General features: G+C 41.1%; 27 protein-coding genes and 1 tRNA gene. 15 read left to right on the top strand and 13 right to left on the bottom strand.

The genetic code is table 11. The features are described 5' to 3' along the window. The first annotated feature begins 11 nt into the window (after nt 1-11). The 7 genes from AL038_RS02410 (at nt 12) to AL038_RS02380 (ending at nt 4226) form a co-directional block, all read left to right on the top strand. Nucleotides 12-760, top strand: a protein-coding gene (locus AL038_RS02410; RefSeq protein ID WP_201800079.1) for an IS5 family transposase whose coding sequence is annotated in 2 segments (ribosomal slippage) — nt 12-426 and nt 426-760 — 750 coding nt in all. Because the reading frame shifts where the segments join, the coding sequence is not laid out codon by codon here. A gap of 53 nt (nt 761-813) precedes the next feature. Next, the gene (locus AL038_RS02405) at nt 814-1290 is read left to right on the top strand and encodes a hypothetical protein (RefSeq protein ID WP_062148474.1); all 477 of its coding nucleotides are present in this window, start codon (nt 814-816) and stop codon (nt 1288-1290) included. 28 nt (nt 1291-1318) lie between these two features. After that, nucleotides 1319-1504, top strand: coding sequence for a hypothetical protein (locus AL038_RS02400; RefSeq protein WP_062148470.1), 186 nt, complete (start codon nt 1319-1321; stop codon nt 1502-1504). 183 nt (nt 1505-1687) lie between these two features. Further along, the gene (locus AL038_RS02395) at nt 1688-2170 is read left to right on the top strand and encodes a hypothetical protein (protein WP_062148467.1); all 483 of its coding nucleotides are present in this window, start codon (nt 1688-1690) and stop codon (nt 2168-2170) included. Between the two features lie 3 nt (nt 2171-2173). Then, complete coding sequence (locus tag AL038_RS02390) at nt 2174-2464, top strand: hypothetical protein (RefSeq protein ID WP_062148464.1); 291 nt, start codon at nt 2174-2176, stop codon at nt 2462-2464. After that, nucleotides 2464-3696 carry a zonular occludens toxin family protein gene (locus AL038_RS02385; protein WP_062148461.1) on the top strand — a complete coding sequence of 411 codons (1233 nt, stop codon included), beginning with the start codon at nt 2464-2466 and terminating at the stop codon, nt 3694-3696. Before AL038_RS02390 ends, AL038_RS02385 begins: the two co-directional genes overlap by 1 nt. After that, entirely contained in the window at nt 3693-4226 is a 534-nt protein-coding gene (locus AL038_RS02380; protein WP_062148458.1) for a zonular occludens toxin domain-containing protein, read from the top strand. Before AL038_RS02385 ends, AL038_RS02380 begins: the two co-directional genes overlap by 4 nt. Here the strand turns inward: AL038_RS02380 and AL038_RS02375 are convergent. The 5 genes from AL038_RS02375 to AL038_RS02355 all read right to left on the bottom strand — a co-directional run bounded on the left by AL038_RS02375 (nt 4221) and on the right by AL038_RS02355 (nt 6392). After that, a complete protein-coding gene (locus AL038_RS02375; RefSeq protein WP_062148456.1) occupies nt 4221-4724 on the bottom strand; it encodes a hypothetical protein in 504 nt (167 codons plus the stop codon). The two genes, AL038_RS02380 and AL038_RS02375, sit on opposite strands and share 6 nt — an antisense overlap. A 549-nt stretch (nt 4725-5273) precedes the next feature. Further along, nucleotides 5274-5477, bottom strand: a complete 204-nt coding sequence (locus tag AL038_RS02370) for a hypothetical protein (RefSeq protein WP_062148452.1) — start codon at nt 5475-5477, stop codon at nt 5274-5276. Nucleotides 5478-5565: 88 nt separating this feature from the next. Beyond that, complete coding sequence (locus tag AL038_RS02365) at nt 5566-5784, bottom strand: type II toxin-antitoxin system HicA family toxin (protein ID WP_062148450.1); 219 nt, start codon at nt 5782-5784, stop codon at nt 5566-5568. Continuing rightward, on the bottom strand, nt 5784-5993 hold the full coding sequence (locus AL038_RS02360; RefSeq protein WP_062148446.1) for a type II toxin-antitoxin system HicB family antitoxin: 210 nt from the start codon (nt 5991-5993) through the stop codon (nt 5784-5786). The genes AL038_RS02365 and AL038_RS02360 overlap by 1 nt, the downstream gene beginning before the upstream one ends. Before the next feature lie 12 nt (nt 5994-6005). Then, nucleotides 6006-6392 (bottom strand): helix-turn-helix domain-containing protein, encoded by a 387-nt coding sequence (locus AL038_RS02355; RefSeq protein WP_161575416.1) that lies wholly within the window; start codon nt 6390-6392, stop codon nt 6006-6008. Between the two features lie 252 nt (nt 6393-6644). Between AL038_RS02355 and AL038_RS02350 the strand changes: the two genes are divergently transcribed. The 6 genes from AL038_RS02350 to AL038_RS02325 all read left to right on the top strand — a co-directional run bounded on the left by AL038_RS02350 (nt 6645) and on the right by AL038_RS02325 (nt 11326). Continuing rightward, nucleotides 6645-6881, top strand: a complete 237-nt coding sequence (locus AL038_RS02350; protein ID WP_062148440.1) for a hypothetical protein — start codon at nt 6645-6647, stop codon at nt 6879-6881. Then, a complete protein-coding gene (locus tag AL038_RS02345) occupies nt 6878-7075 on the top strand; it encodes a hypothetical protein (RefSeq protein ID WP_062148437.1) in 198 nt (65 codons plus the stop codon). Before AL038_RS02350 ends, AL038_RS02345 begins: the two co-directional genes overlap by 4 nt. 10 nt (nt 7076-7085) lie before the next feature. Next, complete coding sequence (locus tag AL038_RS02340) at nt 7086-7460, top strand: hypothetical protein (RefSeq protein WP_062148434.1); 375 nt, start codon at nt 7086-7088, stop codon at nt 7458-7460. Next, entirely contained in the window at nt 7460-7615 is a 156-nt protein-coding gene (locus AL038_RS02335) for a hypothetical protein (RefSeq protein WP_161575415.1), read from the top strand. The genes AL038_RS02340 and AL038_RS02335 overlap by 1 nt, the downstream gene beginning before the upstream one ends. Before the next feature lie 124 nt (nt 7616-7739). Beyond that, nucleotides 7740-10439, top strand: coding sequence for a phage/plasmid primase, P4 family (locus AL038_RS02330; RefSeq protein ID WP_062148431.1), 2700 nt, complete (start codon nt 7740-7742; stop codon nt 10437-10439). Continuing rightward, nucleotides 10436-11326, top strand: a complete 891-nt coding sequence (locus AL038_RS02325) for a tyrosine-type recombinase/integrase (protein WP_062148428.1) — start codon at nt 10436-10438, stop codon at nt 11324-11326. The genes AL038_RS02330 and AL038_RS02325 overlap by 4 nt, the downstream gene beginning before the upstream one ends. A gap of 26 nt (nt 11327-11352) precedes the next feature. Here AL038_RS02325 and AL038_RS02320 read toward each other — a convergent pair. Together AL038_RS02320 and ispB are read right to left on the bottom strand one after the other, a co-directional pair. Then, nucleotides 11353-11429 (bottom strand) — tRNA-Pro (locus tag AL038_RS02320). A gap of 25 nt (nt 11430-11454) precedes the next feature. Next, nucleotides 11455-12423, bottom strand: a complete 969-nt coding sequence (ispB, locus tag AL038_RS02315; RefSeq protein WP_062148426.1) for an octaprenyl diphosphate synthase — start codon at nt 12421-12423, stop codon at nt 11455-11457. Nucleotides 12424-12472: 49 nt separating this feature from the next. Between ispB and AL038_RS02310 the strand changes: the two genes are divergently transcribed. Continuing rightward, nucleotides 12473-12844 carry a DUF423 domain-containing protein gene (locus AL038_RS02310; RefSeq protein ID WP_062148423.1) on the top strand — a complete coding sequence of 124 codons (372 nt, stop codon included), beginning with the start codon at nt 12473-12475 and terminating at the stop codon, nt 12842-12844. A gap of 123 nt (nt 12845-12967) precedes the next feature. After that, nucleotides 12968-14377 (top strand): sigma-54-dependent transcriptional regulator, encoded by a 1410-nt coding sequence (locus tag AL038_RS02305; RefSeq protein ID WP_062148420.1) that lies wholly within the window; start codon nt 12968-12970, stop codon nt 14375-14377. A gap of 114 nt (nt 14378-14491) precedes the next feature. On the opposite strand, the gene AL038_RS02300 is transcribed toward AL038_RS02305, so the two are convergent. The 6 genes from AL038_RS02300 to AL038_RS02275 form a co-directional block, all read right to left on the bottom strand. Next, nucleotides 14492-14728 (bottom strand): tetratricopeptide repeat protein, encoded by a 237-nt coding sequence (locus tag AL038_RS02300; RefSeq protein ID WP_083991397.1) that lies wholly within the window; start codon nt 14726-14728, stop codon nt 14492-14494. Between the two features lie 79 nt (nt 14729-14807). Beyond that, a complete protein-coding gene (locus tag AL038_RS02295) occupies nt 14808-15140 on the bottom strand; it encodes a DUF2325 domain-containing protein (RefSeq protein WP_062148414.1) in 333 nt (110 codons plus the stop codon). A 130-nt stretch (nt 15141-15270) separates the two neighbouring features. Continuing rightward, nucleotides 15271-15774, bottom strand: a complete 504-nt coding sequence (locus AL038_RS02290) for a thioesterase family protein (RefSeq protein ID WP_062148411.1) — start codon at nt 15772-15774, stop codon at nt 15271-15273. Nucleotides 15775-15871: 97 nt separating this feature from the next. After that, nucleotides 15872-16621, bottom strand: a complete 750-nt coding sequence (locus AL038_RS02285; protein WP_062148408.1) for a hypothetical protein — start codon at nt 16619-16621, stop codon at nt 15872-15874. Next, nucleotides 16621-18075 (bottom strand): DUF945 family protein, encoded by a 1455-nt coding sequence (locus AL038_RS02280; RefSeq protein WP_062148405.1) that lies wholly within the window; start codon nt 18073-18075, stop codon nt 16621-16623. The genes AL038_RS02285 and AL038_RS02280 overlap by 1 nt, the downstream gene beginning before the upstream one ends. 460 nt (nt 18076-18535) lie before the next feature. Beyond that, nucleotides 18536-19672, bottom strand: coding sequence for an acyl-CoA dehydrogenase family protein (locus AL038_RS02275; protein ID WP_062148402.1), 1137 nt, complete (start codon nt 19670-19672; stop codon nt 18536-18538). Nucleotides 19673-19812: the final 140 nt, after the last annotated feature.

The raw sequence follows: 19812 nt of genomic DNA, 5'->3' as shown, positions 1-19812 counted from the left end.
AGGATAAAACAATGAGTCGTCGCTATGCCTTAACCGATGAACAATGGTCAAAACTAGAACCGCTACTCCCTGGGCGTAAAGGACATGTCGGGATGACGGCTAAAGATAACCGCTTGTTTATTGATGCTGTTCTATTCCGTTATCGCAGTGGCATTCCTTGGCGCGACCTTCCCGAACGCTTTGGTGATTTCCGTGTTGTCCATACCCGCTTCAGTCGTTGGTCTCAGAAAGGTGTCTGGGAACGTGTTTTCAAGATACTAAGTGCCGATGCTGATAACGAATATGCCATGATAGACAGCACTATAGTTAGAGCGCATCAACATAGTAGTGGTGGTGGCGCGGATGAAGCCATTGGACGTAGCGCAGGGGGTTTAAGTACCAAGATTAACTCCGTTGTTGACGCACTGGGCAATCCGACCCTTTTTTTTTGACTGCGGGACAGGCAAGCGACCTTGAAGGGGCTGATGCTCTTATTCCTCAGATAAAGGCAAACGCTTTATTGGCTGATAAGGCTTATGATGCTGATGAACGGGTTAGAGATGTTTTAAAACAGAAAAGCATAGAACCTGTGATTCCGTACAGGAAAAATCGTTTAAATCCACCTGATTATGATAAAGCTCTTTATAAGGCACGTTATTTAATCGAGCATTTCTTTGGTAAATTAAAGCAATATCGTGCAATAGCTACACGATATGATAAACGCGCTAGGAATTTCTTAAGTGGGGTTTATTTGGCTTCTACCTTGATTCTTTTAGCTTGAACCTTTAACCCTTCTTATTTGATGACAGGCTCTAACCATTAGGAAATTGAAATATGTTTAATCCACAAACAGGTGAAATTGTTGCCGATGGTCAGTATTTATTAGGTGAGTTGCGCAAAGTCATCGCTAAAGAAGATTTTACAGATAGAGAAACAAAAGAAGTTAGACCGGGGGGCTATGAAATTGAAATATTATGCGAAGTTCCCAATGCTAGAGATTTGCTAATTATTGCCAAGTGTCCGAATCCTGAAGACTTTACGCCCTTACTGAAAAGACGAGTTTTAGTATCCGTAAAAGCGTCCGCTTTCCAGTTTGGCGACCGTGACGCACAAGTATCTTATACCGTTCAAGCAAGCGTTAAACCGATAGCCTTAGATACCTTAATCGGTTCATCTATTCATGCACATCAACACGCCACGCCTGCGGTTGTGCCTGAAAAAATCCCGACCGTTACCGAAAAACCAGTTGAAACAACTGAAAAAGTTGATTCTGTTGTACCGAAAAAAACTTTTATGGGTTCGACGGTATAGTAACCGTATTTTAAAAAGAGAATAAGAAATGACCTATTCAACAGATTTCCGTAAAAAAGTATTGCTCGTTACCAAGCTCTGCTTGGTAATGCCTATTCGCCAAGCTCTGCTTGGCGGGTACTTGAACGCCCCCCGCTTAAGTCCGCTTGTACTCGGCAAGCGGAGCTTGCAAGGCAGGCATTACCAAGCAGAGCTTGGTAACGAGCAAATTTGATAAGTTCTTTTTACTGAATTCTATTTAATCTTTTTATAGTACTGTTGCTATAGTTTTACTGATACAACGGGGAAAGTTACTTGTGTAGATAAGGATGGCTCAACAGCGCAAGCGAACCCTTGCCCAACAGGTAATTGGATATCTGACCCAACAGGGAAGCTGGTTTGTTTTGATAAGAATGGCGTGGCAACTGATGCTAATGCTAATACTGCACCTATGACCTACGCACAAGGTGAAGCCATTATCGGAGGTGTTAAGGGCGTTGGTGATGCTGTAAAGGGAGTTAGTGACGGCATTAAAGGGGTTGGTGATGCCATAAAAGGCGTTAGTGACGGCATTAAAGACGTTGGCGATAAACTAGACGGTATAGGTAACAAACTTAGTGCTAATGCGCCCGCTATTAACTTAAAAATTCCAGAAGGCAACCCAAGACAAGAGCTTACAGATTTACTTGGTACAATTCGCAATGCCTCATCTTTAGATATTCCCAATATCGTACCCGGTCAATGTTCTCTACTTCCCAAGTTTTCCATTCCTTTAGGTTCTAGCACTTACACCCTAGATTTTTCAGAACAAACGTATTGCGATTTTTTCACCGTATTAGCCAGTTTTTTTATTTTTATGGTGGTTCTCTCGGCTATTTTTATCACCTTAACCAAAGGCTAGAAAATGCAAGAATTGATAGATTTTCTTTATGCTGGACTCGTCGCCATTTTTGCGGGTATAGGTGATTTGCTTTTATATGTCTATTTTAGTTTGATGTTGTTTTTAGTTGATATTTTTTGGAAAATGGGACAAGACATTATTGCTTTTTACGATGTGATGGGAAAAATTGACACTCTTTTTTCTAATTTAAACCCCGGTCTTGTCAATGCTTTCGCATTCTTCAAGGTTAAAGAGTGCGTTCATTTGCTAGCCACTGCCCGTATAACCCGCTACCTCTTCTCGTTTATTTCTTAATGTCTATTTTACTTTTTCACGGCGTACCGGGTAGCTTTAAAACCACGTGGGCGGTTTATGAGGGCTTAATTCCCGCTTGGAAAGCAGGCAAGCGCATTATTACCAATGTTCGGGGTTTAACCCAAGAACGTTGTATAGCTATGCTGGGGGAAACAGGTGCAGAAGTCATTAACGAAACCTCAGAAACTGAAGAAGGGTTAAAACAATGGCAACGTTTTTTCCATCATGCACCCAAAGAAGTTCTATTTATTATTGATGAAGTGCAAACACTTTACCCGACAACCATCGGCAAACGTGATTGGGCAAAGTTTGACTATACAGGAACAGAAGACTGGAGACCGCGCGGGGTTTTAGAAGCCTTCCAAAAGCATCGGCATCTTAACTGGGATTTTTATTTCACCAGCCAAGATATGCGCCAAATACACTTAGATATCCGTATGATTATCGAGGGCTGTTGGCGACATACCAACCAAGGCACTGTTGGTGTGAGTGGTTACGTACTGAGGGAATACCACACCCCAAGCCATCCGCGCGTAGTTACCCGTAAAGAAATGGTGTCCGCTAAAAGCGTCGGTAAAGTGGCCTGGCCACTATACGACTCCACCGCAACGGGTCAAACATCAGACACAATTGTTAATGCGAGTATTTTCAAGAGTATTAAACTGTGGATTCTTTTTATTCTGATTGCGGGCGGTTTAATTTACGTTGTGAATGGGATTTTAACTTGGTCATCCAGACATGAAAAAAATAATTCTGATTCTGCTGAAAATTCTACTCGTCCCGCTGAAGTTTCTGGCCATGACGCTACTTCGCTTAATAAGTCTGGTGGTTCTTCTGTGGCTTATAGCAAGGCTCGGGTTGTTCTTCCTCTCAGACCCTACGAGGGTTACAACTTCTACGTACTCGGGGGGTATGCCGTACTCGGTGGAACGCTTGAATACATAGACGACAAGGGACTTAAAAAAACCATCGTTAAAAAACAGATAAAAGCGAAGTTTCTTTTATATTCTGATGATTTGCATTCTAATCTAACGATTGATTATGAGGACTTATATAACGTGGGTTATCGCTTTCAAATTGATGGACGCTGTGCCATGCGCTTGTACTTCGGGGGCGTAGAAAAAGAGAATTTTATTCAACACATTGCTTGCTATCAGGAGATAGAACCAGATAAGGCTAAACCGCCTTTAATGAGCAATGTTAATTTTCCTAGTTTTGGTGCAACAAAATGACAGCTATTATTGAAGGTTCTGAACGGGTTAATTATGTCTTTGATGTGTTGTTAAAAGACTTAGCCAAAACACCGCGCCCTGTCTATCTTTTAAACTTTGAATTTCCAACACGACTTTTTGAAACTTACCCTAAAGTTGTTCTTGTCGATGCTGAAACTTTTGAACTTTATCCTCTTTCATATCTTTTGCCGCTTAATGCGGTTTTCATTGTTAATGACGCACAACGGTTTTTCTCACCACAAGACAAGGACTATCCTCAATTCCTAAAATACTTTCGGTTTCACCGTCATTATGGACACGATTTTTATTTTGTAACGCAGTCAGCCCAATTATTAGAGCCGCCTATTCGTCAATATCCTCAATACTGTCATATGAAGCCCAGTATGTCGCTGAAGGGGATTTTTGTATTAGATAGGTTACTGTTTAAATTCCTTGAAATACTAGATTTTTTTGTAAAACCTTTTATGCTGGCTTTTCTCCTTTTCCTGTTGTTTTTGTCAGTTTATGATTACTTTTTTTGTCCACTATAACGCCACATCTTCACCGTCGTATAGTAAAACGCTTTCCAGTTCTGCCAATAACTTCCGTGCATGTTCCCAACGGGGCGAGGTTGGATGTAATTTTGTCTTAAAGGTTGCTAACACGGCGGTTAAACCGTTCAATTTTGCTTCCGCACTCTCCAGTGACCGCTTGCAGGTTTCCAGCTCGCTTTGCAGTTCCCCTGCTTTCGCTTCTACGGTTTCAAGTTCCGCGTCCTTCTCTTTTAACTCGCTTTCCAGCTTCACAAGCTGAACGTTCTCAATAAGGCTTAATTGTCCTGTGGGTTCTACAGGAATAACATCATCATTTTTCACAAGGGTTAATTGCACGGGTTTGCGTTGGCGTGGGATTCCTAAGTGTTTTGCAATCATTTCCATTACCTCATCGGCTTTATCTGCGGGGACTGTGCGTAGATATTCCTCTATTTCAGCAACACGAGAAACAGGGATTCTAAGGGTTTTAGTGGCTTCACGATTGTAGGCTTTCATGTTGGAAACTCCACGCTATTAGTTGATTTCAATAACATTATAGCGTTTTTTAAGCCCTTTTTCAATCGAAAGATTACATTAAACTACTGAATTGCAACATTATTTTATAAAGCGATGGCCTGCTTTTTGCAATTTCCTTTGTGTGTAAAAAAAGGCAATCTGTTCAGTTGTGCGTAGCACTCCTTAAGTCTTAACTAACAACAAACTTCCTCCCTTATTTTATTTTCTCGTCTGCACTTCCTCCGCGTGGTTAAGCTCGTCAAGGCTAGGACTACTTAACGCCTATTAACCAATGAAGTTTTTTATACAAGTCAAATTTTTTTTTGTCAGACTCTCTCGAGCGCGCGCGCTTTTTTACCTACACAAAAAAAAGTCAGTGGCAGGCAAAAAAAAATTTTACTTTTATCAAAAATTTCATATCTTTTAAGCGTTAAGTAGTCCTAGCCTTGACGAACAGCTTAACAGCGGAGGAAGTGCAGACGAGAAAATGAAATAAGGCCTTGTGTTGACTTTATTTATCAGCCACAACAAAACCTTGTTTGAAGAAGACTATTTGAACGGGTTTCTAATACAAGTGTATTTCTTTACCAATGCAACAGCTTCATCAATTTCTTTTTCAGTCTTATCTATGAACGCCTGTTTTTCGGCAACTGTCTTTTTTACTTCGTCTAACTCAACTTGTTGTTTCATGATATAAACACCCATTACGCAGATAATGACTATCATGATAATAAACAACGTCTTTTCTTTCATGCTGTTTCTCCTGTGTAGTTAAGCCGTTTTCCGTTCACGCTCAATTGCCGTTGTTTGCCTTTAGGTTTCCGACAGATTTCAAATACAATCAAGCTTTGATAAACTCTTCAACCGTTAAACCAGCAACACGAATTAAAGCTCTTAAAGTTCCTTTTTTTACGGGGTCATGATTAGGGATAGACAAAGTAACTAAACTCCCCTCTTTCGTCATAATAATATGACTACCTGCTTGCCTATCTACTTGCCAGCCGAATTTCTTAAAAATCCTAACAATCTCTAAACCCGTTATTGAAGGCAGTTTGGGCATTACGCAGCAACCTCTATTTCATAGGTTTCCACTGTTAAAGGCATTCCTCTTGCCTTACGAACATCTAAACAAAGTGTAATCGCTTCCTGAATGTTCTCTAAAGCCTCTGCTTTAGTTTCCCCTTCGCTAATACATCCCGGAATAGCAGGACATTCCACAATCCATCCACCATCTTCATCATCGGGATACATGGTAATTATTAATCGCATTTTTTCACCTCTTTAAGCGGTTTTCCGTTCGCTCATTAGTTGGTTTAGTTGACTAATTTGTTTCTTCATTTCCTGAAACTGTTTTGCATCCTCAATAACCGCGTAAATTTTTTGTTTCTGGCTATCGTCAAGATTTTCTATCATCTCAACTATGGCTTTGGTTCTAGGAGCTGGTTTAGTTTCACTCTCGAACATTTCACCCATTCCAGTCAGTAGCCAATTTAGATTAATACCGAAATGAGTATTCAGTTTGATAAAAAGCTCTGGGCTTATTTTTCGATTCTCCTCATAAATATAATTTTGCAATGTTCTATAAGGAATATCACATTTCTCACTTAACTCCTTAAGAGAAATTCCTTTAAATTCAACAAACTTTTTTAATCTTTCTGAGATACTCATTTTTATACCTAATTCAGTATTCTTGTATTGACATACACTCATTTCAGTATTAATCTATACCTGTAAGTGTAAGCAATAACACTTACATTAAATTATACAGCTAAATTAAGCGATTACATTATTTAACTTAATGTAAGTGTAAGCACTTACACTTACAGAATTTTTACCCGATAAAACAGTAAGTTGTTAAAAGTAGCAAGATGTAAGTGTAGTCGATAACACTCACACTCAATTATACGTAGGAAATGCCCTATGGACAAAATAATGATGTTGGAAGAACTGCGGGGGGAATTTGGCACGATTGAAGAGGCGGCACAACATTTTCAAACATCGCGTGAAATTCTCTATCAAAGTTTGAACGGAAAGGGAGCGCGCGCGGTTCGGGTAGCACTTGCTAAATACTTTAAAGTTTACCCTTCTCAGATTTGGCAAGACGAAACGAAGGCGAGATTACTAGACGACTATCAAATGACGGAGACAAGACAATGATAACTAAGCAAGTACAAACACTAATGCAGATAACAGGGCTTTCATTGCAAGGCTTAGTGCAGAGTGGTTTAGTTGATGAGGTTGTTATTGAGTACAAGGTTACTTTTAACGGCTTGAATAAACTAGATGAGTTTTTACGTTCTCAACATTCTAAATCTTCTAAACGTTCTAAACGTTTAGCCACTGCAAAGTAGAGAATTAACCATGCAACAACAACCCGTATTAACAGAGAAAGCAAGCGCACTCTGCAACCGCTTACAACAAACACCGCAAGAACTGACCAAACAAGGGCTATTAAAACGACTTGGCGTAACCCCGCACTACAGAGTTACGTTACTGGGTAGCCAAACGTTAAAACAGCTAAAACAACGTAACATGAGTATCACAAAAAGTGATGTAAGCACCTCCGAACAGAAGTGCTTAGACAACACACTGACTGAACCAGAACACCAATGCTTAGAAGAACTACAAGCATGTGACACAGACATACAAATTTTAATAGATGCAGGATTTTTAGAAGAAAAAAATGGGCGTTTATACCCAACAGAAGAAGGCTTTCAACGTTTTGGAGGTGTGTAATGACTCAACCAGATAACTGCTTATGGTGTGATAAAGAATTACCAGAACAACTTGAAGTTGACAGTGACGGGTTTGAAATATGCCCATTTTGTGGTGGAACGTGCAGCCTCTCACTACAAGACGACGACGACGACTTAGAAACTGCCGAATACTGAAAAAAAACCCTAAGCAATGAGAACAACATCACTTAGGGCAGAAATTCAAACCACAACAAAAAAACCGCGTTCTGCACCAACACTACGCGGTTTTTTTTTTAAACCAACACTAAAGGATAGTGTCATGAACGATTATATACCAAAATACTTAAAACAACGCGCCCAATGGGTCAACTGGGCATACAAAACCCGCGAAAATGGCAAACAAAGCAAAATCCCCTATATGCCCAATGGCACACCCGCCAAAACAACCGACCCCTTAAGCCTAAGCACTTATGAAGCTGTACAAAACACAACAGGGTTTAACGGCATAGGCTTTGTACTGCGAGAAGGTGACAACCTCACTGGCATAGATTTGGACCACTGCATTCAAGACGGCAAAATTGAAGCATGGGCTTTGGCCGTACTAGCGCTATTCAACAACACCTATATTGAATACTCCCCCTCAAAACAAGGCTTGCACATCTGGGTCTTTGGCAAGCCAACACGTTGCGGTAAAGGTACAACCGAAAAACGCATAGAAATATACGACTACACCAGCCCGCGCTACTTAACCGTAACAGGTCAAGCGTACAACCAAGACATTACCAATATTGCACACCTGCAACCCCAACTCGACCAACTACACAAACAGTATTTCAAACAAGCTGATGACAAAACCCCCGCTTTCACCCCAACAGACTGCGCGCGCTTGCCTGACATACTTACCCTGACAAAAAACGATATTAAATTCAATGCACTTTATAAAGGAGATTTCACAGGCTACCCCAGTCAATCAGAAGCCGACTATGCTTTGTGTTTAAAATTAGCGTTTTACACCCAAAACAACGCCCAAGAAATCGACCGCTTATTCCGTTCATCAGGACTGTACCGCGAAAAGTGGGACAAAAAGAACGGTGCTTTAACCTACGGACAAAAAACTATCCAAAACGTCCTAGCCAAATCAAGCAACACAATACAACACAAGCCAAATAACACAGGTGATTTTGTGCAACCTGTTCAGACTGAACAAACCAGCAAGCCCACAAAAACCCATGAAAGCCTACCCGCCCAATCCCAACTGGGCGAATACCTAGCCGACAAACTAAAAAATTTAGCCTTTGATGATGTCCGTGAAGACTGGGTTATCTACAAAGATAACCACTGGCAAACCATCACCAACAGAGAAGCCCTACGCTACATTAACACCCACATCAAGCGTGAAGTGGGAGAACTAGGCTATTCAAGTGCTTTCCTAAATAGCGTTACTTCCTTTATTCAAATACTATCCAGTCATTCCGATTGGAACACCATAAAAGAAGCCATTCCCTTCAAAAACGGCATACTCAGACTCACAGACAGAAAACTAATTGCACACTCCCCCCAACACCGCAACACATGGATAATTCCCTACGACTACAACCCACTTGCAACCTGCGAACCCATTACCCAATGGCTAAACGAATGCGTCAACAACAAACCTGACCAAGTGCAGTTACTCCGTGCTTATATGAACGCCATTTTAACGGGGCGTGTTGACCTGCAACGCTACCTAGAACTCATTGGCTCGGGTGGAACAGGAAAAGGCACATTCATAAGACTCTGTGAAATGATGATGGGTGCAGACAATTGTCATTCTACAGAACTCAAACACCTAGAAAATAACCGCTTTGAAACCGCTAACCTCTACGGCAAACGACTCATTACCGTTACCGACTCACAAGGCTATGCAGGCGATGTAAGCGTTTTTAAGGCTTGTACGGGGGGCGATTCAGTTCGTTATGAAGAGAAGAACAAGCAGGGTGGTAGAGGCTTTAAATTAGAAGCCTTATTTATATTGGCCGCTAATGAACCCATAGCCAGCAAAGACTACACCAGCGGCATTAGTCGCCGTCGTATTACAGTTACTTTTAACAACCAAGTAGCGAGCACAAAACGCCGAGATTTAACCACTGAATTTTCCCCCCACATCGGCGGGCTTATCAACTGGCTGTTAGACATGCCCACAGAACACGTTACCGCCCTAGTTCGAGATACCAGCCAAACCGTCCCTAGTCTTGCTATTACCGAATACGAAAACCTACTAGCCGTCAACCCACTCGCCCAATGGCTAGACGAAAACATCGTTTACATCCCAGACACACAAACCTTTATAGGCAACTGTGAGCGAGAAGACGGCAAAATAATTAATATGGAAACTAAGCTTTATCCCAACTACGTTCACTACTCAGAATCTAGTGGCAATAGACCGCTTTCACTTGTTCGTTTTGTCTCTCTATTGCTTGAGCTTTGCCGTTCACAACTGGGGTTAAGCGACATAGAAAGGATTGTAACCCGTGAAGGTAGAGTTATCACAAATCTTGCTGTTAAGTGTGGCACAAATGACGCACATGAATCCCCTCTTTCGGCAAAATTTAAAACTTCGAAAAACCCCAAAAACCCTTCACTATTAAGCACCATGCGGGTTTCAACCCTTAACCAACCCTTCACAACCCTTAACATTAAGCACGGCGCGGGTTTTCAAGAACACAAACACCCTGTGTTATTAAATCCTGATAAAGATAGTAAGGAAATGGTGAAGGGTTATGAAGGTGTTGCGTTGTCGGAAATCCGCACCGTGCTTAATGGTGAAGGGTTTGAAGGGTTTTCTAAAAACTCTACCTATATTGCAAAACTTTTACAAGATTTGTGGTATTCCTGCAACAGCGAAAACTCCATTAACTTACTAGATGAGGCAAGACTACCAGAAGCGTTTTACAAACAATTTACCCAAGTTCTAAGCACCCACAAAAACCTAACTGCGGTTCATATAGCCTCCATCGTGCAACGGATGCTAACGATATGACCGAAATACTTTTCACTAAAGCCCTAGAAGACTACCTAAACGAAACAAAAAGCAGAGTATCGCACCCGATAGACCTATCGCGGAGCAAACACCTGATGAACCACTTTCAAGGGCTAACCGTACAAGACATAAAACGTACCCACGTACGCCAATACGTCAAACAACGCAAACAAGCCAACATGAAACCCCACACCATAAACGGAGAACTGCGCCTAATTAGTGGTGTTATAAACCAACTCAACTACGACAACGACTGGAACTTACCCAACCCCACCCTAGGGTGCAGAGAAAAAAAACCGAGGGGGCGGAAAAGATGGGCAACCGAAGCCGAGGCAAAACACCTAATCCAAGCCGCAAGCGAATCAAAAAACCGCCTACTACTCCCCTTCATACAACTAGCCCTATCGACAGGCATGAGAAAGGGAGAAATTCTCAATCTTCGCTGGGCGCAAATAGACTGGGAAGCAAAAACCATATACCTAAACCAGACAAAAAATGGAGACCCTGCGGCAATACCCCTAAACCGATACGCCCTACACATCCTAAACCAACTAAAACAATACCGAGTGCGTAGCAGTACATGGCTATTCAGTCACCCCAACGGCGAAAGACTCCAAAACATCAAAACCAGCTTTGGCACGGCTTGCCGAAAAGCCAAGATAGAAGGGTTGACGATACACGACTTAAGAAGAACGGTAGGGAGTTGGTTAATCAATGGAGGAGAAAGACTAGAAATTGTCCAAGACGTGCTAAGACACCGAGATATAGGCACAACGCGAGAATACTACGCACATCTGGAAAAAAGCAAGGCAAGAGAGGCACTTGAAAAGTTGGATAATACAAAAATCTATATATTAGAGGACACTAATATACGCAAAAACGAATAAGCCTTTATAAGCTATTGATTTTAATATGGTCGGAGTGAAAGGATTCGAACCTTCGACCCTTACTTCCCGAAAGTAATGCTCTACCAGGCTGAGCTACACTCCGACTTTGTTGTATTGTTTGCAGTTTTTTAGTAACTGCGATTGACTGAGAAATGTGCGAGAGAATGAAGCGCGTCTAGGTAGGGGGTTGACGGCAAACCATTTAAGGCTTCTAGGGCTTTTTGCATTTCTTGTATTGCAGACTGTTTAGTATATTCTATCGCGTTTGTTGATTCAATAGCTGTTAGGACTTGTTTGATGTTGTCGCGTCCGCCGTGGCGGATGGTTTCTTGGAGCATGGCTTTTTCTTCGGGAGTACCATGTTTCATTGCATAAATGAGTGGTAGGGTGGGTTTGCCTTCGGCGAGGTCGTCGCCAACGTTTTTGCCCATTTCTTCAGCGGTTGAGCTGTAGTCGAGTACGTCATCGATGATTTGAAAGGCTGTTCCTAAGTGCATTCCATAGCGTGCTATTGCGTCTTCGTTTGTTGGCGGTTGTTGGCTGATTATTGCGCCTAGTTGTACAGCAGCTTCAAAGAGTTTTGCGGTTTTAGAGCGGATGACGGTTAGGTAATCGGTTTCTGTTACATCGGGTTCGTGACAGTTGAGGAGTTGCATCACTTCGCCTTCGGCAATGATATTTGTCGCATTAGAGAGAATTTCCATGATGCGCATGTTTTTGACTTCTACCATCATTTGAAAGGCGCGAGTGTAGAGAAAATCGCCAACTAAAACACTGGCTTCGTTACCCCAGACGGCATTTGCTGTTTGTTTGCCACGTCGGAGTTCTGAGGCATCGACTACATCGTCGTGTAATAACGTTGCGGTGTGAATGAATTCTATAACTGCAGCGAGTTTGATATGGTCTGTACCTTGGTAACCAAACGCATTTGCACTGAGAATGAGAAGAACGGGGCGTAGGCGTTTTCCACCACTATTGATGATGTAGTTGCCTAATTGGTTGATGAGTATAACCTCTGAACTAAGTCGTTTTTGAATCAGGGTGTTGACAGCTTGCATGTCGTTTTTGATAAGCGTTTGGATAGCAGTAATATCCATCATAATTAAATTTTTTTATTGAGTTAGTGAAACACAGGTGTGTAAGTTTATGGGTAAATCTTTTGTTATTCTGGGCAGTTTAAACGCTTTTTTGGCGGTTAGTTTGGGCGCATTTGGCGCACATGGTTTAAAGCCTGTGATGAGTGCGGAGATGTTTGCGGTGTATCAAACGGGTGTTAATTATCATCTATTTCATGCACTGGGGTTGTTAATTATTAGTGTATTAGTGCAGTTATGGACTTCATCTCGTTGGGTTGTCATGGCAGGTTGGTTTTTGTTGGCGGGTATTATACTGTTTTCAGGTAGTTTGTATGTACTCAGTCTAACAGGTGTGCATTATTTTGGCGTTGTGACTCCAATTGGGGGGAGTGCATTTTTAGTGGGTTGGTTATTGCTTTTGTGGGCGGGAATTAAGGCATAAAGCAGGTTGTTTTCTTGTGGGTAAATCAAGTGAATAGGGCTTGTGTCATATTTATGACATGTGTCAGAATAACACACAGAGCTTTGCACCTTGAGCCGAAAAATAACTAAAGGATTTTGGATTATGGCTGATTTACCCAGCTTGTTATTAGTAGATGATGATCAAGCAATTACTGAGTCTTTTGCGTTTGTATTACGTGATAGTTTTATGGTAAGTGCTGTTTCTACGCGTGAGGAAGCAAAACGCTTTCTTTATACTGCGCCTGTTTTACCCAATCTTGCGTTGATAGATTTAGGCTTACCGCCAACACCGCATGGACCAGAAGAGGGGTTTTCGTTGGTTTCGGATTTGTTGGCGTTTAATCCTAGTATGAAAATTCTTATTTTATCAGGTCAGGATACGCAGGATAATGTCCGTCATGCTTTAACGTTGGGTGCGGTGGATTTTATTCCTAAACCTTGTGACATTGAGTTGTTGAAAACCCGTTTAAAGCATCAAGTGATGATTTTTGATGCAGAGCAATATGTTGCAACGCCCGTGGAAAAGCGTGAATGTCATTTGATTGGACAAAGCAGTGCAATGAATATGCTTCGTTCACAAATTCAGCAATTTGCTAATTCGCCTTTTTCTGTTTTAATTCAAGGGGAATCAGGTTCTGGTAAGGAGTTGGTTGCCCAATGTTTGCACACACAAAGTTGTCGGGCGGTTTTGCCTTGTCTTACGCTCAATTGTGCAGCGTTTACCTCGGAACTTTTAGAAGCTCAATTGTTTGGACATGCTAAAGGTGCATTTACGGGTGCAGGCACTGCTCGGGCGGGATTTTTTGAAGAGGCTGGCGATGGTAGTTTGATTTTAGATGAAATTGGTGAAATGCCTTTATCGTTACAGTCTAAGTTGTTACGTGTTTTAGAGAATGGTGAGTATTATCGTATTGGTGAAACTAAAGTCCGTCAGTCTAACGCTCGCATTATTGCTGCGAGTAATCGGGACTTACGCGAGGAAGTGCAAGCAGGACATTTTCGCGCCGACTTGTATCATCGTTTAAGTGTCTTAACCATTCGCGTTCCGCCTTTGCGTGAGCGTGGCGATGACCGTTTAACATTATTAGAGCATTTTCAGCAGTTTTATAAGGAAATGGGAACACTTTTCCAGTTGGACAATAACGCGAAACAGGCATGGATGGCGTATAGTTTTCCCGGTAATATTCGTGAGTTACGCAATATTGTGATACGGATTGGGGCAAAATATCCTAATCAAGCGATTAGTCGTTCTTTGTTAGAGATGGAGTTGGAAACGGATATTAATCGTCAAGAATTGGCGGATATTGATTCTGAAGAGGCGATTTTACGCCAAATTAATCAGGGAAATTTTTCACTGGATGATGTGTTGTTAGATTGGGAACGGCGATATATTAATGCGGCATTGACAACTAGTCAGGGTAATTTAAGCAAAGCTGCGCGAGTGTTGGGGATTAATCGCACGACGTTGTATAGCAAAATGCAACGCATGGGAAAAACGACCCCTAGTGCATAGCTATAAAAAAGCCATTCACTAAAACTAAAGTGTGAATGGCTAGAAAAGTCTTGTTAAATTAGTCGTTGGTTTTGGTATGTTTGCGACAACACTCATCTCAATTTTTATAATTCGTCATTGTAATGCACGTTTTTGTGTGCGCTGAATTTGGCGGAGTAATACTAAGCTATAATGGGCTTTAGGGTGTCCTTGACGGGCTGCTTTACTTAACCAGAATAATGCCCTATCAAAGTTTTGTTGGGTTGCTTCCCCTTCTGAATACATTAGCCCTAATTGGTATTGTGCTTCTGCATTTCCTTGTTCAGCTTGCCAATAAGTTTTTGAAAAATCAGTTTTCTCTAGGTTCATCATTACCACACCACCATTATGTACGCTGTCGTTTTTTAAGCTAAATGAAAATTATTATCATTCAAACTCAAAAAAAAGACAATCATTGTTTTGTACAAGGACAGTGTGTAGCACTACATCCATGTTGTGGAATATAACCACATTTATCTAAGCAGCGGGCTAAATCGCAAACGCTACGTTTGCAGGCAATAAAAGGAATTTGTTGGTCTTTTGCTTGTTGACGAAAATTACGCATGACATTGTGTCCTACAAAGTCAGTGAAAAGAATCATCAAATCCGCCTTTGTCCAATAAGTATTGGAGCATTTTTGTGCTTTAGGACATCGTCCTGTAATGTGGCGATATTCTGATAAGCCTCTTTCTTTTAAGACATTTTCAATATTTCCTAAGCGGTCTGCGCCGACTAAAATAACCATTAATTTCACCCCAGTAAATTGTTATGTTTTTAAATGATAATGATTCTCATTAGCATTGTAAAGAGGGGATGATTGTTTTATCTTATTTTAGTATCGCGTTTTTATTGATTTTATTATAATTAATAACGGTTTATATTGTTTTAAACCATTGTTGTATCGCCGTTGGAAAATTGGGACTGGTTGGGTCATAGCCTAGTAATTCTAAAAGATAACCCGGTGCAATACTGCCGCTGCGACCGCGTACAATGGCTTTAACTTGTCCAATTGCAACGATTTTTTTATCTTGTTGAAAACGGTGTTCTAAGTAAAGACATTGATTGTCCCAGCACAATAAACGGGTGGATAGTTCGTATTTTTGTAGCACTTTGAGGGGGTAAAAATAATGTAAATTAATTGCTACTATGTTAAAAAGCCATCGTTGACGACGTGTCAAAACCCGTAAGCCCATGCGAGTAATTAAGTCGGTATAACCCAATTCCATCATGCTTAAATAGCGATTAGTTTGCAGATTACCGTGTAGGTCTATATCTGTCGGTAACACACGCAGGTGTAGGATAGACTCATCTAACGGGGTAAGTGATTCTCCCCGCCAAGTCTTTAATAAAACCAGCAAAAGGCGAAAATACAGATTCATACACTGCTCGCATGATGAATAAAGTGGGCGTTATAGTAGATTTTGCTTGAAATGATGTTATCTGTTAAGACAATTTTTCAAGGCGTTTGTAAAGCGTTTATACTGAGTCTATCACAGTCGTATGAATTGCTTGAATGGGATATTCATCAATTAATGCGTGTATTGCGCGTGCGCGTGTGGGTGAAACAATCGCTTGTATGCTAATATTTTCTGGTGCTTGTGTGGTCAGATAATGACGAATTAACGCGACAATATGTCCTGCATAACACCCCACTAAATCATCTTCATGGGCTAAACGACTCACAACACCCCAATCATCTAATAAAGGCATTGCGGCAATAACACCATCAGGCATAGCGGGCAGGAAAATTTGTGAGGGACGCGGTTTGAAGGGAAACGCAGCTTCTGCCGTTAAAAAACAAACCATAGTTTGTGCTTGTTGTTGCACACGTAAGCGATTAACGAGAAAAACCAGCGATGCAATATAGTTATTTTCTGCGATTAATAAAGTGATAGGTGATTGAAAAACAATAAATGGCTTGTGTAACAGGGTTGCTACATATTGCGTTCCTATTTGATATAAGGCGGCATTTGCAGAACATAAAACATCTAACGTCTGTTGAGCAGGATTAACACGCATCACAGGCAATATATTATCCAGCTTTATGAATAGTAAGTAATTATTTTCTAAGAGCGGAATTTCTGGCGGAATCGCCAAGCATAACAGCACGTAACCATTCGCCTGTGGCGTATTGGCAAGAATTGTGACGGGAAACAAAGGGGAAGAAAACGCTTCCCCTTGACTGCTCTCTGTCTGAGAGCAGTGTAACGGCTTACTATTCAACATTACATGGGTAAAGGCATTTCTTTACCGTTGACCATTAACTTGCCTGCTTTTAAGGTTGCATTCAGTTTAAACTGTTCACCCGTAGGGACTAATAAACCTTGTTTCACAACATCTTCAATTTGTTGGTCAATCATGGTTTGCATTTGTTTTTCTTGCTCTTCGGTCATTTCTTCGCCCGAGCCCATTTGCATCCACATGAGTTGTTCGATGAGACCTTTATCAATCACAAAATCAGCTTGACCAGACAGCGCGTTTAACATAGCGGCACTGTCATCCATCTTCAGGGGTTTGCTACCGTCTAAACTGATGGAGAAACCACCATCTAATTGACCTTCTTCAGTTTTTAGGTTTAGCTTAGTCATGGCAATTTCAGGAGATTTCGCCATTAACTTGGGTAAGGCTTGCATCAATGAACCCATCATTGCCATGCCCATCATGGATTCATCCATTTTGCCTGCCATTTGTTGCTTGCGCATCTCGGAGGCGGTTTTTTGGATTTCTAGCAATGCAGCGATATCTAACTTACGAAGTTCGATATTAGATAGAAAGCTCAGGTCTATTTCTTCTTGGCTGGCAAAGAATTTGTCTAAGGAGAAATTCAGCGTGTAATTAGCAACTTCTTTTTCTTCTTGGGTGTCAAATTTGACGGATAGGTTGTTGAGCTTAAACTGGGATTCTTCAGCCTTATTATCAACATTCACATCGGCAATGCTAAAACTGCCTTTACCCAGTTCTAAACCACTTGTGCCTTTTCCGCCTGTAAAATCAACCAGAATTTTATTAAAGACGAACTGCACATCTTTATCGCCACCTTCCAACGAAGGAAGATTGAAGTTTAACTTAGTGGGATATAAATCCGCATCTAAATCAGCCGAAAATGTAGTTTTTGCAAGGGTGGCTTTAAACGTATCTTCGATATCGATGGTTGCGCCAGCAAGTTCAAACGCTTGTGACATGGTGCTAAAGTCTTCAGGGAATTTTACTTGTCCTGTTAAACCTTGCCAATCAATAACGCCTTTCTCGCCTTTTTTAGTGCCTTCATACTTATAAGCAGGCACGGAAACATCGCTGACACCTTGACCATCTGCACCAACATTGGTTTTAACGGTAATAGGAGGTAAACCCTTTAACGTTTTCGCCAATTCGCTACTGAAAATAGGTTTAATTTCCGTTGTCATTTCCAGCGGTTTGCCCTTGGCTAATTGGGCAATTAAATCCTGCTTTAATGCCCCCAAAAGTGCCAATGGGTCAGAATCTACTTTAGCAGTCGGTTGTGCTTTACCACCAACAGTATGTGTAACAGAAAATCCTTGTAAATCAGATTCAGACTTCGTTTCTTTTGCAACTTCTTTTGCAGGTTCTTCAGTTTTTTTCTTGTCTGCATAGACGGGGAGGGAAAGTGTTACAGAACCCGCTAAAACAGTAATTATACTGAGGTGAAGTAATTTCTTCATGTCAACATCCTTTATAATATGATTATGATTCGATGGAAGGATTTACACGACAATTCGTTGAATAAATCACATTTGACAACTGTAATACGAACAAATGTAAGAACAACATCTTAAGATGGTTTAAGTCATCATTAACCGTCATTCTATGTGTCCACTTAACGAGCAATATTTACACCACCCGCCTGTTGAACAATCATGACAAGCATTGTCCACTATAATAGGATAACTTTACAACCACTAAACGCCTTTTCTTGCTTTTTTATAAATAAAAACAATTGATTGACAAATACAAACCTGTAGTCGAGTAGGTGGTTAATTCTTTTTACATAACCAATTATTATTAATCGGCTTTTCTCGCAGGCATTTACTTTAATATTTATCCCCTATCAAGGCTTGCGTTTATTATAGGCAGTGCAAAAAAAGAGAGCTATTGGGGAAGTTGCTTATGGTTAGTAACCCGCTATTCATCTGCTAATAAGCGGCTGATGACCATTCGCTGAATATCACTTGTTCCTTCATAAATTTGAGCAACACGCACATCTCGATAAATGCGTTCCACAGGAAAATCACTTAAATATCCATAACCGCCATGAATTTGAATGGCTTGTGAACATACTTTTTCCGCCATTTCCGATGCGAATAATTTTGCCATACAGGCTTCTTTTAAACAGGGTAAATTTTGGTCACGTAAACTGGCCGCTTGCCAAATTAACAATCGTGCCGCCTCAATTTGGGTTGCCATATCGGCTAGACGAAAGGCAACTGCTTGATGTTGGATAATTGCCTTACCAAAAGTTTGTCGGTCTTTTGCATATTGTAAAGCAGCTTGATACGCTGCCCGTGCCATCCCAACCGATTGCGATGCAATACCGATACGTCCGCCTTCTAAATTTCCCAATGCAATTTTATAACCTTCACCCTCTTTACCTAATAAATACTCGGTTGATAAGCGCACATTATCCAAAATAATCTGTGCGGTATCCGACGCATGTTGACCTAATTTTTCTTCCAAACGGGCGACGATATAGCCTTGTGTATCAGTTGGTACAATAAACGCGCTAATTCCTTTTTTTCCCGCACTTGGGTCAGTCACTGCAAATACAATGGCTAAATCGGCTTGTTTTCCAGAGGTTATAAATTGCTTTACCCCATTTAATACATATTCATCCCCCTCACGCACAGCGCGTGTTCGTAAATCCGCCGCGTCCGACCCTGCTTGTGGTTCTGTTAGGCAAAACGCACCTAATAATTCTCCACGTGCCATCGGTTTTAAAAAACGATTTTTTTGTGCATCAGTTCCATACTTTAACAGTGGCATACACGCGAGCGAATTAACCACGCTAATAATGGTTGAACATGCACCATCACCCGCAGCAATTTCTTCAATCGCGAGTGCAAAAGAGACATAATCCGCTCCCACACCACCCCATTCTTCAGGGATAATAATGCCAAAAAACCCCAATTTTCCCATTTCATTAATAGCTTGTTTAGGAAAGTGATGTTCTTTATCCCATTGTGCCGCATACGGGGCGAGTTGTTCTTGTGCAAATTCCCGTGCCATTTCGCGAATCATGCGTTGTTCTTGTGTTAATTGCATGTGGGTTTCCTTTGGTGAAAAATTACGCAGATACTTACAAAATTTATATAAAAAATTGATATTATTACTATTTTGCAAGCAGTTTATTATTGTTTTGCGTGTGTCTGAATTAAATTTTTTAGAACGGATATCACCACATT

The sequence above is a fragment of the Beggiatoa leptomitoformis genome, from assembly GCF_001305575.3.
Lineage (GTDB): Bacteria > Pseudomonadota > Gammaproteobacteria > Beggiatoales > Beggiatoaceae > Beggiatoa > Beggiatoa leptomitoformis.
Note: the sequence above shows the minus strand (reverse complement) of the source record. Positions and strands in the feature narration are given on the sequence as shown.